Raw genomic sequence first — 17596 nt, 5'->3', positions numbered from 1 at the left:
ATTTAGCGAGTTACTCATTGAAGATGCATACGGAATTGCAGCGGCCTAGCGCTCACCTACTTTTAATATTTTTTGTCAGCCAACTGCTTTTTGCCTGTGCCCAGCGCCCATCTGACGCTCTAATTCAACAATATAAGCAGCCAAGTTACACCATTAAGCCCAGTGTCGAGTCCGAAAACCAATTCAAAGTAAACCAAATTACCCAGCATCAACCAGGTAAAAATGGTATTGCAGTTCTGTCTGATGGGATAAGTGCTTTTGCCGCTAGAATCGCGTTAATTGAAGAAGCGCAACTAAGCATTGATGCTCAGTATTACATGATTAAAGAAGACATGACCGGGGCTATTTTTCTCGGCAACTTAATAGGGGCTGCAGATCGCGGTGTGCGTGTTCGCCTATTAATTGACGACATCAATACTTCCAATTATGACGACGTTCTAAAAGCCATGGCCTTACATGACAATATCGAGGTAAGGGTCTTCAACCCATTTTACGACCGCACCTTTAGATCAACCCATATGATAGGCGATTTTAATCGCTTAAACAGTCGCATGCACAACAAGTCACTAACTATTGATGGTTTAATTACTGTAGTGGGTGGTCGTAATATCGGAGATGAGTATTTTAGCGCTAAAGATGATCTAGAGTTCTCTGACTTGGATGCAGTCGCTTTAGGACCAATAGTAGAGGAAGTTAATCAAGCCTTTGATCTTTATTGGAATAACCTTCGAAGTTACCCCATTGAATCCTTAAATACCAAGCAAATAGACATACAAGCTCAATATCGTCGCTTGGAACAACAAATTTTTAAAAACAGTGTTAAGTCCTATGTTATCGCACACCAGCGTTACGCTAAATTAGTAAAAGATAAAACAATTCGTGACTATTTATATTGGTGCGACGGCAGCTTACTGGTTGACCACCCCAATAAAGACAGCGACTTTGCTAGTGACGTATCTACAAATTTAGCCAGTGTACTTGAGCAGTCAGAGCAAAGCATTTTACTTAGCTCACCATATTTTGTGCCCGGAGAAGAGGGAACGCAGGGCTTATTAGATTTAGCCCATAAAGGTATCGACGTGAGTGTTATAACTAACTCACTTGCAGCAACTGATGTGGCAGCCGTTCACTCTGGCTACAAAAAGTATCGCAAACGCTTGGTAGAAGGGAACGTATTTCTTTACGAAGTAAAACCAGATGCAAAACAAAAACAACGCTTAGCGTTTTTTGGTAAAGGTGCATCTAGGGCAAGTTTACATAGCAAAGTCTTTGTAATTGATGAAGAAAAACTCTTTATTGGTTCTTTTAATTGGGATCCACGCTCTATCAATCTAAATACCGAGATGGGCTTACTGCTCACTTGCCCTAACCTAGCCAAACTGGTTTTTAGCAGCGTACACGCCAACTTACCTTATAAAAGCTATTTACTTACGCTAAATGAAAACCAACAATTAGAATGGATAGAAACATTTAGGGAGCGAGCTGAAATACGCTACGATAGTGAGCCTAAAGCCAGCGCATGGCGAAAGTTTCAAGCTTGGATAGTTGGTCTTCTGCCTGTAGAAGACCAACTCTAATAGGCTTAGCTTAGTGGTGGTGACCACAGCCACCAGCAGCGTGAACATGGCCGTGAGCTAACTCTTCTTCAGTTGCTTTACGAACTTCGGTCACTTCAATTGAGAAAGCCAAATCAATTCCGGCTAATGGGTGGTTGCCATCAACAATCACTTCGTCTTCTTCCATGCCGATAATAATTACTGATTGCTCTCCTTCGTCGGTGGTTGCGCGAAACTGCATGCCTACTTCCACCTCAACATCACCAAACATACTCTTTGGCACAGCTTGAACAAGGTTATCGTTACGCTCGCCATAAGCATCTTCGGCAGCAATATCTGCATCAAACTTGTCGCCAACCTGCTTGCCAACTAGCGCTTGCTCTAAGCCAGGTACTAACTGACCGTGACCAACAATAATTGCCAAAGGCTCTTTGCCTTCGGAAGTATCAAGTTGTTCGCCATTAGCGGTTACAGTGTATTCAAAAACGGCAACGTCGTCTTTTGCAATGATCATTCAAGATTCCTTGGTTAAAAATAATGCAGAACTCTGCTAACAGGCCAATTCTAAAGCTTCAGAAACAAAATTACTATCTAGGATTCATTTAACAAAATAGTGCTAGCTGGCAATTTGTGGCTCTTTGAAACCTTGTAAATGTGTTCAATTTACTAAGAAACAAGCTATGAGAAATCCCCACTAAAGAGATGAATGTAGACGGCTTACCAAATACAGCCATGAAGTTATAGACTCAAGATCACCCAATCAGAATACGCTCTTTTGTCTAATGGCGACCACACTCTTTAGTGACTAAAAAAGGGGCTCACAGCCCCCTTTTTATAGTTACCGCAACATTTGCTTATGCGTGAGCCGTGTGCGCTGCCACATCCATTTCAGCACGAGCGCGCGTCATGTAAGACTTCATCATCAAAGACGCGATTAAGGCGATAACAAATACACCAGCAAAAATGTAGAGCGTCATCTCGTAGCTGCCAGTTGTTGTTTTAACGTAAGCTGCGATCTGTGGACCAGCCAAACCCGCCAGCGCCCAAGCGGTAAGCACGTAGCCGTGAATCGCACTCAGCTCCTTAGTACCGAATAGATCTCCAATAAAGGCAGGCAGGGTTGCAAAGCCACCACCGTAGCAGGTTAAAATGGTATATAGAACAACCTGGAACAAAATGATGCTGGTAATGTTTGGCAGCAAACAAAAAGCAACAATTTGAATTAAGAAGAAAATCATGTAGGTATTTGGGCGACCAAGTACATCGGATAATGAAGCCCAAGCAATTCGGCCCAGTCCGTTAAACAACGACATTAGACCAACCACACCAGCAGCTTCCGCCGGGCTTAATCCAATGCTCTCTTGAGCCAGAGGAGAGGCTGCGTAAATAACCGCAATGCCGCAGGAAATGTTAATAAACATCATCACCCACAAGCCATAAAAGGGACCAGTTTTAACCGCTTCGTTAGCAGTTAGTTGGGTTAAATCCTCTACAACTTTCTTTTCACCTGACTCAACCGCAGCCTTCATTGCATCTGGCATCCAACCCTGTGGTGGCCGCTCTAAATAAGACGCAGAAGCAAACATTATAACTAGATATACAACTCCGGTGATCCACCAAGTGTAAGCAATACCATTGCCCTCAACAGTAAAGGTTTCAATAATAAAGTTAAACACCGGGCCTGCTACCATAGCGCCAAAGCCAAAGCCCATAATCGCTAAGCCAGTGGCAAGACCACGACGATCTGGGAACCACTTAACGAGGGTAGATACGGGAGTAATATATCCAATCCCTAAACCTATACCACCTAGCACACCATAGCCGAGCCAGATCAAATAAAGGTTTTGAATATAGGCGCCAAAACCCGCAATTAATAAGCCACCGCCGAAAAATGTAGCTGCGAGCATACCGGCTTTGCGCGGACCATTCTTCTCAACGAAGTGACCCATAATCGCTGCAGATAAGCCGAGAAAGAAAATCGCAAAACTGAAGGTCCAAGCAATTTCATTGTTGGTCGCTGACTCCAACAGCTGACCTAGGGGTTTCTTAAATACGCTGAATGCGTATACCGAACCGATAGAGGCATGTAGCCCAACGGCAGATGCTGCGATAAGCCAACGGTTTTTCATTACCTACTCCTTGTAAGAACATTAAATCCATTTATTGTCCTTATACTGTAGAACGCTAGATCTGAAGCATTTTTGACCTAAATCAGTTCAATTTACAGTCAAGTGCTTATTCAAGTCAGCTTAGTGACACAGTTCAAAAAACAGCCCTCTACAAATGATAATACTACCAGTAAGATAAACCAAACCTCACATTAAGAATAAAAACCTTTGTTTATCCAAAACCACGAAATTAACACGCTCCTCACTTAGTGATTAATCATGCGCGTAAATGGCGTAGTTTTCTCTCCTTAATCTTGGCTACTATTTGTTCTTCTTAACTCTAACTAGGCTGCCACTGGAGAGAGAAAGCAAAATTGCAACTATTTTTATGGTCTAACCAAAGCAAACTGCATTTAACTGGCATTTATCAGCACCGCCAAATTTTGTAGCCATACAACTAACCAAAGACAACGAATAGTTCTGGTAACTTTTATCTAAAAATAAAAAGAGTACACTGTAGCCTTTGAAAAATGCTGTTGGTTACTCCATGGATCTGTCTACCCTACTCATCTTTATCCCTACCTTCTTCTTCGTTTCTATTACACCTGGCATGTGTATGACGCTAGCGATGACCTTAGGCATGACCATCGGGCTACGCCGCACCTTTTGGATGATGCTCGGTGAAATGATAGGAGTAGGCATAGTTGCAGTGCTTGCAGTACTTGGTGTGGCTGCAATTATGCTGCGTTACCCAGAGGTGTTTACCTTGTTAAAATGGCTTGGCGGCAGCTACCTTGGTTACTTAGGGATCCAAATGTGGCGCTCTCGCGGAAAGATGGCCATACCCGAAAAAATTGAACAGCAAGCACAAGTTAGCCCTTGGCAATTAGCCACACAGGGGCTGGTAACAGCAATAGCAAATCCTAAAGGTTGGGCCTTTATGATTTCACTGTTACCGCCTTTCATCCAAGCAGACAAAGCCCTTCCCCTACAATTAAGCGTGTTGGTGGGCATAATTCTAATTTCTGAGTTTGTCTGTATGACACTTTACGCAACCGGTGGCAAAACCTTAAGGTTATTCTTGAACAAAAGCGGCAACGTACGCTTATTAAACCGGATTTCGGGAACACTAATGATCGGAGTCGGTATTTGGCTAATCTGTACCTAATTAGCCCACTAATGCTCAGGAGTTCTAGCTAATGCATCTATGCAATAGCCGAAATGCTTACGGGCGATGAAAGCTTGGCTAGCGACCGAAATAAAAAGACAGATGAGCAGTGATTGTAAAGTCTATCTCTCGCTCCTTTGTAATGGGCGCCCCTTGATTCAAACCTGATTTCAGATTAACACCAACAAGACCGTACCCACCGCTATTATTTAGCATCGAATGGTTAAGTTTCGCTCCGTATTTAATAGCACAAAGACAGCTATTCATGCAGATAAGACAAGCTAATCACTCTATCTTAACCTCTCCACTGACGACAAAAAAAGTATCAACAAAATAAACGACAAAGCGAATAATAATTAAAACAACACTCAAGAACAGCAACATCTGCAAAGAGGAATGAATATCAAACACCGGCCTTAAGTGTTGAGCGTTCATCGTTAGCAATACCAAAAATTGGCCGCCAAGTATTCGCATTGGCAGTTGATTGTCTTTTGGGAACAGTCGCCAAACGGCAAATGTATTCACAAAATAAAATGTCCCAAGCTGCCACCCATTATCTAAAAGCGGTAACACAAACACATACTGAGTAAGAACAATGCAAGCCCAAATATAGACTAACCCCAGTACTTTATTGAGGTAGTGATGAGGGAACTCGATAATGCTTAGACCCAAAGTCGCAGCAATAAGGGGAAACATGAATCCACCAGGCATAGGTAGATAGATCCATATCATCCAACTTACCAACGTAACCACAATAAACTTAAGTACGCGCAGACCGGCCTCAGCTTGGCTAAGAATTACTTGCCGAGGTACAACATTAGGGTCTTTTTTCTCAGGCCAAAAAAGACTAAATACCAGTGAATAACAAATCACACCCAACAGTGTTTCTTGCACCCTAAGCACAGCTAGATGAAAACTAAAGGTCTCGCTTAACCCACTAGCCAACGCAATGATTAGTGCCACAATGAAAGCCATTCTGTAGGCATAAGCATGACGAGATCGAGCAGACATATACGCAGCAAAACCACCAAGTATAAGCTCACTCAATAAAAAAAGTTCTCGTTGTTGTCCGAATAGGGCTAATAAAACAAAACCTAGCACTACCCCACTTGCAGTTCCTATAATTCGCTGCCTTGCTTTATGTAAAGCATGACTATAGTTTTCGGTAGTTGCCATTACTATCACAGCAATAGCAGCCCAATAAGGTTTCTCCCAGCCAAAACTTAGTGCAAGTAAAATAGCTAAACTTAAACTAGCGGATACTTTAATAGCTTTAATGCTAGCCGTGGTCATTTTCGGATGCTTGCTTATTAATAATGACTGAAGCAGTCGTCCCAACTCTTAATTGAACATTAGCGGGTAGTTTGGTCACAGTAATTTTAACTGGGAGTCGCTGTGCTAAGCGTATCCATTCAAAATTAGGGTTTACACTAGGCAACATGTGTGTGCTTGTGCTGCCATCAGCCTGTGCTATGCCATAACCAATACTGCTTACCTGCCCTGTTAGCGGCGTATCGGGGTAACTCATGAGAGTGATTTTTGCCAAATTACCCTGCTGCATCGCTTCAATATCTGTTTCTTTAAAAAAACCTTCAATCCAAAAACTAGACTCGTCGATTAAGGCTACCACTGGTTGGTTTGCAACAACATGTGCACCTTCTGCCAAATTAAAATTAGTAATGTAACCATCTTTACTGGCATAAACTTTAGTAAAACTTAAATTTAGCTCGGCCCCTTCTAGCGCTGCTGAGGCAGATTTAACATTCGCTTGAGCGGATAAAACATCATTTTGCAGATTGTTTAGGGTTAATACAGGTACGGAGCCTGGAGTACGTTTTTCCAAGGCACTCATTCGGTATTGTTCATTTTTCGCTCGAGCTAACGCAGCCTCTGACTGCGCCAACTTAGCTCGCGCTTGTTGACTGGCGGCCTGATAAACACTGTCGTCAATTTCAAACAACAGATCTCCACTTTTTACTCGTTGGTTATCCGATATATAAATTGCAACCACCGGTCCAGTAACACGAGGAGTGATTTCTACAATATTGGCCCTTACCAATGCATCACGAGTCCAAGGATTAGCTAAATAATGTTTATATTTTAATCCAGCCAAGGTAATAGCAATAGCAACTAGTAATACCGTTAATATTTTGGTTTTCATTTAAAATCTCTAGTTTATTACCCTGGAAAAACGTAACGACTTAAGCCTATTGCATAAATTACCAGCAGCGACAATTCAACCAGCACGGGCGCATATAAATGTTTTAATACGCCCATACGGCCGATTAATACCATGGTTAAGTTTGCAGCCATATAAGCTACACCAAACGCGATAAGTAACGGCGGGAAGTAAATCTCTCCCACGACAATTTCTTTAGGTAAAAACTCTTGAAACATTGATAAACCTTGCAGTTAATAGATAAGCACAAAGCTTAAAAGCTTGTAACCAAAAGAGTTAATCGTAAATGAAGGATCACATCCTCAGTACTAATAGAACTGTTGCGCAACCTCACGCAAATATCCCATCATGCAGGAAGGACCATTTAGAGATTCATAGGCCTGAGACGAAAAATATACCGCGACATAATCACGCTTACTGTCGATATACATACCTTGACCGAAATTACCCTGAATACTGCATGCCCCATCGCTATATACCTTGTCGAATTTAAATGCGTGTGCAGCACTGTTGCGTGTTGTATCGGATAATTTGTTGTTCATCTCACGTATTGTCTTAGTATTTAACACAGGGGTATCCGTAATTGTTTGCCAACTTGGACAAAACAACATTCCCAACCGCGCAGCGTCTTCTATAGTAGACAAAATAAAATCGTGACTTAGAGCTGTTCCGTCTGGCGCCAACGTCACCATCATCGGTGCTTTCGTTTTAAGCTCTCCCCATACTCTTTGTTCAAAAATTTGTGCCCAAGGAAGCTGCTCTATTTGTTCTGCTAGGTAAGCTAAAACAGCACGGGTTATTGGGCTTACCCCTACTTCACTATCCGCAGTATTACCTGGCGCTCTTTTAATTTGCTTTACAATATCTAACCAGTTTTCTTGGTAGCCGTTAGCACGACCAAATTGAGCGGCCAAAAAACGAGAAATGTTAGACTTTGGATCAAACAGCGCTTGTTGAGTAGAAGTTATATCTAATCCACTTGTGCCATTAATAGCCTGACGAATACTCACTCTATCCCACTCTGTAGAACGAAGCTCTGGCAGATACACGCTTACTGATCGGTCAACATCAATTTTTCCTTCGTCAATCAACTGGGCAAACACTAAGCTTATCGCCAAACTCGAAAGTCCCAGCCACACATGGTTTTGCTCAGCGCTCATGCCAGGATAACGCTCGAAGACAACCTTCCCATCTTGAACAATGATTACCCCTTGCACTCGGCTTTCATCCATAGAAACATATTCATCTAAACTACGAGTTTGATTATCACCAGCCAATACTTCTCCAATAGAGGGATTAATCGCTCTCTCAAGCTGGTGATTTGACTCAGCAGGATTGATTGGCGAAGAAGGTAAAAATTGATTTAAATATGAGTTATAAATTAGCGCGTCATTTCCCCCAATAAGAAATTGTTTTGGGCTAAACTTTTTATGCGCGTGACGGATCTGCGTTAGAGAAAAACCCTTCAAAGCCTCAGATACCGGTAACAAAGCTTCTGCTTCTTGGTTAAATATTTGTGCATACTTCTCTTCGATGTTTTGAACATCTTCTTGTTTAGCTATACGGATCGACGTAGCAACCGCGCCAATATTTGCCATTAGCGCGCCGCGGGCAAAGTTATATTTACAGGTCATAAGCTAACTCTCATAGTAGTAATACTGTTTATATTGCTGCTTAGAATAGTGTTATCCTTTGAACAGTGATAATCGGAATTGAAGGATCAAATCCACATGCATTTTAGTTTGGAACAACTTGCAGCGTTTGTAGCCGTATACGAACACGGTTCATTTAGTGAAGCAGCAATTAAACTAAACAAACATAGAACCACCATTGGACAAGTGATAACCAATCTAGAAGACCAGCTGGCCGTAGATTTGTTTGAACGGATCGGCAGAAGCGCAAAACCAACCAGTGAAGGTCAACTGTTATATAGCTATGCTAAGGTAACAATTGAGCAAGCAAAATCTTTTAATAAAATGGCACTTAGCCTATCTTACGGACACCTCGAGTGCCTCAATATTGCCTATACCAATCTAATTCCTAGTGAGGTTTTAGTTAGCATTCGCCAACTCTTGTTAGAGAAATATCCATTCATGAAAGTTAACTTCCTCATTAAAACCAAAGAAGAAGTTAGAGCGGGGATCGAAGATGATTCCATTCAATTGGGCTTTGTAAATATAGATCAACGCAACGCCATCACGAGTTTCGATACAACTTTTCTTTGCTACCTAACTTTTGGCCTGTACTCGGCCAAAAACAGCCCTTTGGCAGAATTACCTAGCAATCAGGTTTTTAGTGCTTTAAAAACAAGTAAGCAGTTGATATTAAAAGCTTATCTAGATGATGACATTTCAAAGAAAGTTTTGTTATCTTCCAATTACGAAGTTATTGAAGATTTCTCACTATTACTTAGCTTAGTTCAGCAAGGTGTAGGCTGGTCAATTCTGCCTAAGGTGACAATACAAGACCTCGGCGAGTTATTGCAATTACAAAAACTAGAGTTAAACGAAGTTAGAGATGATTTCCAGTTCCCCATTGCACTCTGGGCTCCGCGCTCTAAAGCGATAATGGAGATAAAGAAAGACATCGAATCACTAGTTGTTGCTTATATTAACGAACGAAGAATTCAATCGCAGAAATAAGCGAGAAAATAGTAAAAGCGAAGCATGTATATTGATGCTTCGCCTTATACTGTTCGAATTAACCTTATTAAGGATCTAGATATTCAAATCTACTATTGTAGCTAGCTCATGCGACTTTATAAGCAGGAAAGCTGTGGTGTGGTTCGCTTAGTTGGTCTTGTGCAAATACAGTTTGCAGCTCCCACTCACCGCCAGGGCGGGATCGCACTTTGTTAACTAATATGATCTAATTGTGCCAAACCCTCAGCAGCACAGTCATTTTGAACCTTATTGAACACTTATCTGTTGTAGAAGATACTCGATCGGACATCAACCAGAAACACAACCTTATTGATGTTATGTTCCTTGTGATCAGCGCTATCGCATCGGGATGCGAAGGTTGGCAAGACATTGAATTTTTTGGAGAAGAAAAACTCGACTGGTTAAGAAAATATCGACCATTCGAGCATGGCATCCCTCGAAGACACACGATAGCTCGCATCTTGCGTTCCGTTGTTGCGGAATCTTTGCTTGAAGCTTTGGCTCTTTGGATTAACGAACAACGAACTACTCAGAACAAACCCATTATCGCTTTTGACGGAAAGGTTCTACGGGGCTCCTATCGTAACGACAGGAAAACAGCATTGCAGTTGGTCACGGCTTACGACACCGAGCGTGGCCTCGTTCTAAGCCAAAAGCCGACTGAGACTAAAAATGGTGAAATAAGCATTGTTCGTCAAATGCTTGATGTCATTAATGTAAAGGGTAGTGTTGTCACGGTTGATGCACTGCATTGCCAGCGTGAAACACTAGAAAAAATCAAAGAAAAACAAGCGCATGTTGTTGTCCAGGTTAAGAATAATCAGCCCAAGCTTAGAGCGGCTGTTGTGGAGCAGTTCCAAGCGATTTTTGATGCAGGTAAAGAGAAAATAGTCACCGAGGTCAAAGAGAAAAAACATGGTCGCAGCGAAGAGCGATACGTATTTCAGATAAAGGCCAAATTGCCCGACGAATTGGCGAAGAAATGGCCGACGATAAGAAGCATCATAGCAGTGGAACGCCATCGTGTGATCAATGGTAAAGGTACTGTAGATACCTCTTACTACATTAGTTCTTTGTCGCCAAACCACAAACTACTGGGCCATTATATTCGCCAGCATTGGCGGATTGAGAACAGCCAACATTATGTTTTAGATGTTGTTTTTAAAGAAGATAGCTCTCGTATTACTTTAGATGGTGCCGTTGAAAACATTGCGTTATCTAGACGTTTTGTGATGAATATGCTCAAGCAATGCGAATGTGGTGCGCCGAGCCAAAAAGTGAAGCTGAAGAAAGCGGGTTGGAACGATGATTATAGGGCAAGAGTCTTCTTTGGGTTATAAATCCATCAAAGTATGCTCCCGCCCTGCACTCACCGCACTGCTGAGTGGCCTCTATCACTCCAAAGCTAGCGTTATTTGCATGCTCTAAAGCCATTATCGGCGGCCAACCTTTCAATAAGCCCCCAGTAAATAGAGCTGAAATAAGATCTCCTACGCCCACCGGTGCTTTATCGAATTCTAAATTAGGGCGCTTAACCAAATAGCATCCACTTGAGTCAGCCATCATCATGCAAAATTGCTGCTTAGATAAACTGTGTAGATGTTTAACTAATACTACTTTAGGTCCTTTTTCTAAAGCCACTTTGCATGCTCCAACGGCGTCATCTAAGTTAGCGATTTCCATCCCTACAAAACGGCTCAATTCAAATTGATTAGGCACTATCACATCTGCTTTAGGCATAACGTGTTCAACCAAATATTCGCTAATACCTTCTGCCAAAATACAGCCTTTATCAGGGTCACCCATAACAGGGTCGCAAACGTATATCGCCTTTGGATTAACCTGTTTAACCATGTCTACGGCGGCAATTAATGACTTTGCCTGTTCGGCATCGCCCAAATAACCAGATACTACAGCTTGGCATTGCTGTAACTGCCCTATTGCATCAATCCCCTTGACCAAATCAGAGATGGCATCTGCCGGAAAGGATTGGCCAGTCCAACCTTGAGCATATTGTGTATGATTAGAAAACTGTACTGTATGAACTGGCCAAACTTCAAAGCCCATGCGTTGAAGCGGAAACACTGCAGAGCTGTTTCCAGCATGGCCATAAACAACATGTGATTGAACTGAAATAATACCTTTCATGAATCGAATACTCTGACTAATTAGAAATTTGAGCGCAGCTTTGCGCTCTGTTAGTGAGGCTTATCGCATTATGAATTAAGCGCACGCTTTTCAAGATCTGACAGCTTACGCAGTAATTCAATACCCACCGATAATGATTTAGGGTTACCAATAACAACAACCTCCCATTACCATTGCCTTGCTATGCTGTATGGTAATTAGGCGCACTTAATGACGTTAATCAGTATTGAAGGACCAAACCCTACATCTCACTCAAATGTCTTAACCATGCAAAAATTAATACCACTTAGCCAAGGCTTAGCCCATTAAGGACTTAGCAAGTAATTAGAAACTTAAAGCAGAAGGATTCGCGAGTCTTATAGAGATATTTGTTAGAAAAGACGTTTTCAAACTTAAAGATGGAGCTATTCGCCCCCAAAAGTAATACTTTCAGTTCACTACGTTTTGCGAAAATAACAGGTATTACTTTTGCACCAAAAAATCACTTTAATTCAAAAGCTTATATTCATCAATATAGCGTTAAATAACACGTCAAAGTAATACGCTTTTCACGTACAAAAGTAATACTAGCATCAATTGATGTAGACAAGTATTACTTCCGGTATTACTTAAAGCAGTGGATTTCAGTGGACGTTACTGGACAGTAATGGACGCTAAGACATTGAATTTATTGAAAACAAGAAAAGAAAAAAGACGCCCTTGGACGTCTTTAAACTTGAAGATGGCGGTGACGGAGAGATTCGAACTCTCGAAGGGTTGCCCCTTACACACTTTCCAGGCGTGCTCCTTCAGCCACTCGGACACGTCACCTTATTTGATTTATTGCGCTTAGCAATAATGAGGCGCTAGATTACGGATCACTTATGTTTGGGTCAATAACTTTTTAGCCAAATACTGGCAACTGACGAGTTCTTAAACAATTTTTGCTGACTCAAACAAAAAAAGAAGCCGAAGCTTCTTTTTCATTAAACAGCTGTTAGACCTAGATACGGTAGCCGTTACTTTGACGTAAGTAAGCAGCTGCTCCCTGCAAGCCAGGTTGTTCTTCGGTAATGATATAAACAGGCACTTTTGCCACAAAATCTACAAAACGCCCTTTATCTTCAAAACGCTTGCGGAACTCACTGTTATTAAAGAAATCCATAAAGCGTGTAATGATACCACCAGCAATGTATACGCCGCCAAAGGTAGACATGTTAAGCGCTAAGTTACCGCCAAACGAGCCTAAAGCACGACAGAACACTTCCATTGCTTCTACACACACTGGGCAGCTGCCATCTAAACCGCGAGTAGTGACGTCAGAAGGCTGGAAATCTTCTGCGGTTTTACCGTGCATGTCCATTAGACCTTGATAAATGTTTACTAGACCGGGGCCAGAAAGTAGACGCTCTGCCGAAACATGGCCCAGACGTTTTTGCAAAAAGGCTAAAACGTGTGCTTCTTTTTCATCATTTGCGGCAAACTCTACGTGGCCACCCTCACCCGGAATACATACATATTCGCTGTCGTGGTGAATTAAGTGAGCTACTCCTAAACCAGTACCAGGACCATATACTGCGATCGGCGCGCCTGTTTTAGCTTCGCCACCACCCACTTGGATTTTTTGCTCATCAGTCAATGTTGGGATCGACATAGCAATGCCAGTGTAATCATTAATTACGTGGAAACCTTCAAAGCCTAATTGTTCTTGTACTTCTTTCTTCGAGAAGGCCCAGCTGTGATTAGTCATCGCGATCCAATCTTTGTCGGTAGGACAAGCAATGGCAACACAAGCTTGAGTTACTGTTTCTTGCTGCTCTTTAAGGTACAGGGAAATCACATCAGCGATGCTTGGGTAGTCAGCACATAAATACTTTTTTAAACGCCCTATTTCACCTGTTTTAAGTTCAACAAGAGCTAAACGAATATTTGTACCACCTACGTCGGCAATTAAACCAAAACCGGCCATTTTGTTTTCCTTCATACCAAGTTCAAAAAATAGAAAAATATTATTACCTATCCTAACAAACTGTCATTAAGATGGCTGTAGTATATTTATGTCGTCAAATTTTACCGCTTTTGTTCTAGAATTTCGTTAGTAAATTACTAATTGCATACTCATTTTCAAAGATATTAGACCTAGCTCAAACTATAAAACCCGCCTCTAGTCTATGATTGCTCATAATTAAGCTTGTTTTACTAAAGTGTCTGTGTAATTGTATGACATATAACTTTGTTGAAAAATTATTACATTTGACAACGTCGACATAACAAATGCGCTAAAAATAACGGATATTATGAATACGCTTGAAAAAATCACTAAAAATTTAGAAAACTTCAGCAAATCAGAACGTAAGGTTGCTGAGGTAATTATCGCCTCCCCTCAAACGGCGATTCATTCAAGTATTGCTGCATTAGCAAAACTGGCTGACGTAAGTGAACCGACAGTAAACCGCTTTTGCCGGCGCTTAGACACTAAAGGCTTCCCCGACTTTAAATTGCACTTAGCTCAAAGCTTAGCGAACGGCACACCTTACGTTAACCGCCATGTTGACGAAGAAGATGGCCCAGAAGCTTATACCTCTAAGATTTTCGAATCGTCTATGGCGAGCCTCGAAGCAGCAAAAAACAGTTTAGACCCTAATGCGGTAAATCGCGCTGTAGATTTATTGACCCAAGCCAAGAAAATCTCTTTCTTTGGCCTGGGTGCTTCTGCATCGGTTGCTCAAGACGCATTAAATAAGTTCTTCCGTTTTAATGTGCCTGTTAGCTACTTTGATGATGTAGTAATGATGCGCATGAGCTGCATTGTGGCTACCGAAGAAGATGTGATTATTTTGATTTCGCATACTGGCCGCACTAAAGCGATGATTGATATCGCGGTACTGGCTCAACAGAACGACTCAACGGTTATTGGCATTACCAGTAAGGACTCTCCATTGGCCAAAGAATGTAACCTTGTATTGTCTATGGATGTACCAGAAGACACTGACGTTTACATGCCTATGGCATCGCGCATTGCGCAAATGGCATTGATAGACGTATTAGCTACCGGCTTTACCCTACGCCGAGGCGAGAAATTCCGTGAAAATTTGCGTAAAGTAAAACAAAGTCTTAAAGACTCGCGCACTGATAAATCGTTGTAGACTGTCTAGTTAGAGCCAGCGAAAGCTGGCTCTTTTGTGCCTGTTTATCAGCGTTTTAACTTAACGCTCTCCAGCACCATTAGCTTTAAACAGCTCCGCACTAAGTATTCCATTTCCCGCGCGATATGCTAACTGCAGCATCGCTTATTAGTTGTGTTCAAACCCCTAAACCTAGCGTGTAAAAAACACAAGATAACTCTGATAACCACCTAAGTCTTACATCTAGGCTATTGGGCTTCTTTGAAGATTAACTGTTAGATATCAGGCAATAAAAAAGGATGCTCAAAGCATCCTTTTTCTACAAACTGCTGTAACGCTAAGCTACGTTCACTTCAGATTCTATTGGAGCATTTTTTGCTTCTAATACCCCAGGTTCAAAGTGGTCAACTTGAATAGCTTGGTAACGCAACTTATCTGCTTCTAGCAAGTTACTTGCTTCTTCTTTAGAAAGAATGTCTTGCGCTAGAGCTTTTTCAACAATCTCAGCTAGGGCAACTTTACGCGGTAACTGGCCAGCTTTTTGAGCCTTAGCAATCTTGCGCTCTAAAGGGCGAACCTTATACATAGCTAAGAATGCTTGCTCAATAATCGCTACTGCGTCACCTTCACCGCCAGTGGTTACACACAAGTGACTTAAGCGTTCGCGTGCTGCTCCTGGCGTCATCATGGTTTCACAAATTTGATGACTTATTTGATCATCGGCCAACTTAAAGCGATTGCCATAAGGGAAGACAACAGTTTTAAGCACACGAGCCACAATACGGTTTGAGAAGTTTTGGAAGAAACCTTCAAAAGCAACGCCAATCTCATGCAAGTTACGCTCAACTGCCCACTTAACAAAAGGTAGATCTTCTGCTGGACGGCCTTGATCTTCATAATGCTTTAAGGTGGCAGAAGCTAGATAAAGATTACTTAACACATCGCCTAAACGGGCAGAGATACGCTCTTTACGTTTAAGATCGCCACCTAAAATTAGCATAGACATATCAGCACATAGCGCTAATCCGCGGCTCATTCTGGTTAACTGGCGATAATAAACCGCAGTGTCGCCCGATACTGGGCTTGAGTTAAACGCAGCACCTGTTAAACCTTGGAATAAACTACCCGCAAAGTTACCAACGCCAAAACCAATGTGTTTTAGAAGCAAACTATCAAACTCTGCCAAACCTGCTTCTTCATCAGGATTTGCCGCAGCCTGTAGCTCCTTAAGTACATAAGGATGACAACGGGTTGCACCCTGACCAAAGATCATAAGGTTACGAGTTAGAATATTTGCGCCTTCAACGGTAATTGCCACTGGTACACCGTTATAAGCGTGGCCAAGATAGTTCATGGCGCCTAGCTGAATCGCGCGGCCAGAGTGAATATCCATGGCGTCGTTTAATACTGTACGCGCCATTTCGGTCATGTGATATTTAGCAATAGCAGTAACAATGGCTGGGCTTTGATCTAAATCTAAAGCGCCAGCAGTTAAACGACGAGCCGCCTCTAGCTGGTAGGTCATGCCCCCTATACGTGCAAGCGCTTCTTCTACCCCTTCAAAACGACCAATTGATAAGCCAAATTGCTTACGTACGTAAGCGTATGCACTGGTTGTACGCGAGCTCATGTGGCCTACAGCTGTGCCAAGGGCTGGCAAAGAAATACCGCGACCAGCCGATAAACATTCCACCAACATACGCCAGCCTTTACCCGCATAATCAGCACCGCCGATAATCCAATCTAGTGGGATAAATACATCTTCACCAAAAGTTGGACCGTTCATAAATGCTAAACCCAGAGGAAAGTGGCGATCACCAGTGCGAACACCAGGGTGGTCGGCAGGAATAAGCGCACAAGTAATACCTAATTCTTCTTGCTCGCCCAGCAAACCTTCTGGATCGTAAAGCTTAAACGCCAAACCCACTACTGTAGCCACCGGGGCTAAGGTAATGTAACGCTTGTTCCAGTTTAAACGAATACCAACCACTTCTTCGCCGTTAAACTCACCTTTACAAATTATGCCTTTATCGGGAATTGCGCCTGCGTCAGAGCCAGCTTCAGGACCGGTTAACGCAAAGCATGGAACATGAGTACCATCTGCTAATCCTGGTAACCAGTGATCTTTTTGCTCTTGCGTACCATAGTGAAGCAACAACTCACCAGGGCCCAAGGAGTTAGGAACCATTACAGTTACTGCTGCAGACAAACTGCGAGTAGCGATGGTGCTTACGATGGTTGAGTTGGCAATGGCCGAGAACTCTCTACCACCGTAAGATTTAGGAATAATAAGTGCAAAGAAACCTTCCGCTTTTAAGTAGTCCCATACTTGCTGTGGTAGATCACGTTGATTTTGCACAATATCAAAGTCATCCAGCATGTCTAAAAGCGTTGCAACTTGAACATCCATAAAGGCTTGTTCGTCTTCACTTAAAGTAGCTTTTGGGTAATTGTGCAGTTTGTTCCAATCTGGCTTACCGCCAAACAATTCGCCATCCCACCATACAGAACCAGCTTCCATCGCTTCTTTCTCGGTTTGAGATAAGGGAGGAAGGATTTTCTTAAACACTTTAAAAGCAGGTCGAGTTACCAGCTTTTTACGCGTATCGGGTATGCACAACAGCACCACCGCTGCGGTTATTAACATTAACAAAATAGTCATGGTCAAAT

General features: G+C 42.3%; 14 protein-coding genes and 1 tRNA gene. 5 read left to right on the top strand and 10 right to left on the bottom strand.

Annotation, left to right across the window (positions count from 1 at the left end; all coding sequences use genetic code 11):
- Window positions 1-23: 23 nt before the first annotated feature.
- Window positions 24-1577 carry a phospholipase D family protein gene (locus K5L93_RS19080; RefSeq protein ID WP_246615127.1) on the top strand — a complete coding sequence of 518 codons (1554 nt, stop codon included), beginning with the start codon at window positions 24-26 and terminating at the stop codon, window positions 1575-1577.
- 10 nt (window positions 1578-1587) lie between these two features.
- Here K5L93_RS19080 and K5L93_RS19075 read toward each other — a convergent pair whose 3' ends face one another.
- Window positions 1588-2070, bottom strand: a complete 483-nt coding sequence (locus tag K5L93_RS19075) for an FKBP-type peptidyl-prolyl cis-trans isomerase (RefSeq protein WP_016401824.1) — start codon at window positions 2068-2070, stop codon at window positions 1588-1590.
- 340 nt (window positions 2071-2410) lie between these two features.
- Window positions 2411-3685: an L-lactate MFS transporter gene (locus K5L93_RS19070; RefSeq protein ID WP_220721252.1), complete on the bottom strand. Its 1275-nt coding sequence runs from the start codon at window positions 3683-3685 to the stop codon at window positions 2411-2413.
- Window positions 3686-4211: 526 nt separating this feature from the next.
- On the opposite strand from K5L93_RS19070, the gene K5L93_RS19065 reads away from it, so the two are divergent.
- Window positions 4212-4832, top strand: a complete 621-nt coding sequence (locus K5L93_RS19065; protein WP_220721559.1) for a LysE family translocator — start codon at window positions 4212-4214, stop codon at window positions 4830-4832.
- Window positions 4833-5117: 285 nt separating this feature from the next.
- Here the strand turns inward: K5L93_RS19065 and K5L93_RS19060 are convergent, their stop codons facing one another.
- The 4 genes from K5L93_RS19060 to K5L93_RS19045 form a co-directional block, all read right to left on the bottom strand.
- A complete protein-coding gene (locus tag K5L93_RS19060) occupies window positions 5118-6125 on the bottom strand; it encodes an FUSC family protein (protein ID WP_220721251.1) in 1008 nt (335 codons plus the stop codon).
- On the bottom strand, window positions 6112-6993 hold the full coding sequence (locus tag K5L93_RS19055; protein ID WP_220721250.1) for an HlyD family secretion protein: 882 nt from the start codon (window positions 6991-6993) through the stop codon (window positions 6112-6114). The genes K5L93_RS19060 and K5L93_RS19055 overlap by 14 nt, the downstream gene beginning before the upstream one ends.
- 17 nt (window positions 6994-7010) lie before the next feature.
- Window positions 7011-7229, bottom strand: a complete 219-nt coding sequence (locus K5L93_RS19050) for a DUF1656 domain-containing protein (protein WP_220721249.1) — start codon at window positions 7227-7229, stop codon at window positions 7011-7013.
- A gap of 90 nt (window positions 7230-7319) precedes the next feature.
- Complete coding sequence (locus tag K5L93_RS19045; RefSeq protein ID WP_220721248.1) at window positions 7320-8645, bottom strand: serine hydrolase domain-containing protein; 1326 nt, start codon at window positions 8643-8645, stop codon at window positions 7320-7322.
- A 96-nt stretch (window positions 8646-8741) separates the two neighbouring features.
- Here K5L93_RS19045 and K5L93_RS19040 point away from each other — a divergent pair, with 96 nt between their 5' ends.
- A complete protein-coding gene (locus tag K5L93_RS19040) occupies window positions 8742-9653 on the top strand; it encodes a LysR family transcriptional regulator (protein WP_220721247.1) in 912 nt (303 codons plus the stop codon).
- 260 nt (window positions 9654-9913) lie between these two features.
- Window positions 9914-11014, top strand: coding sequence for an ISAs1 family transposase (locus tag K5L93_RS19035; RefSeq protein ID WP_220721412.1), 1101 nt, complete (start codon window positions 9914-9916; stop codon window positions 11012-11014).
- Here K5L93_RS19035 and pdxY read toward each other — a convergent pair.
- The 3 genes from pdxY to K5L93_RS19020 form a co-directional block, all read right to left on the bottom strand.
- Window positions 10917-11822, bottom strand: a complete 906-nt coding sequence (gene pdxY / locus K5L93_RS19030; RefSeq protein ID WP_246615096.1) for a pyridoxal kinase PdxY — start codon at window positions 11820-11822, stop codon at window positions 10917-10919. The genes K5L93_RS19035 and pdxY overlap by 98 nt on opposite strands.
- Window positions 11823-12544: 722 nt before the next feature.
- Window positions 12545-12632: transfer RNA gene (locus tag K5L93_RS19025), tRNA-Ser, on the bottom strand.
- A 172-nt stretch (window positions 12633-12804) separates the two neighbouring features.
- Complete coding sequence (locus K5L93_RS19020) at window positions 12805-13770, bottom strand: glucokinase (RefSeq protein ID WP_220721246.1); 966 nt, start codon at window positions 13768-13770, stop codon at window positions 12805-12807.
- 328 nt (window positions 13771-14098) lie between these two features.
- On the opposite strand from K5L93_RS19020, the gene K5L93_RS19015 reads away from it, so the two are divergent.
- Window positions 14099-14947 (top strand): MurR/RpiR family transcriptional regulator, encoded by an 849-nt coding sequence (locus K5L93_RS19015; RefSeq protein ID WP_016401844.1) that lies wholly within the window; start codon window positions 14099-14101, stop codon window positions 14945-14947.
- A 316-nt stretch (window positions 14948-15263) separates the two neighbouring features.
- On the opposite strand, the gene K5L93_RS19010 is transcribed toward K5L93_RS19015, so the two are convergent.
- Entirely contained in the window at window positions 15264-17588 is a 2325-nt protein-coding gene (locus K5L93_RS19010) for an acyl-CoA dehydrogenase (RefSeq protein WP_220721245.1), read from the bottom strand.
- Between the last annotated feature and the right edge of the window lie 8 nt (window positions 17589-17596).

The organism is Agarivorans litoreus (assembly GCF_019649015.1).
GTDB lineage: Bacteria > Pseudomonadota > Gammaproteobacteria > Enterobacterales > Celerinatantimonadaceae > Agarivorans > Agarivorans litoreus.
Note: the sequence above shows the minus strand (reverse complement) of the source record. Positions and strands in the feature narration are given on the sequence as shown.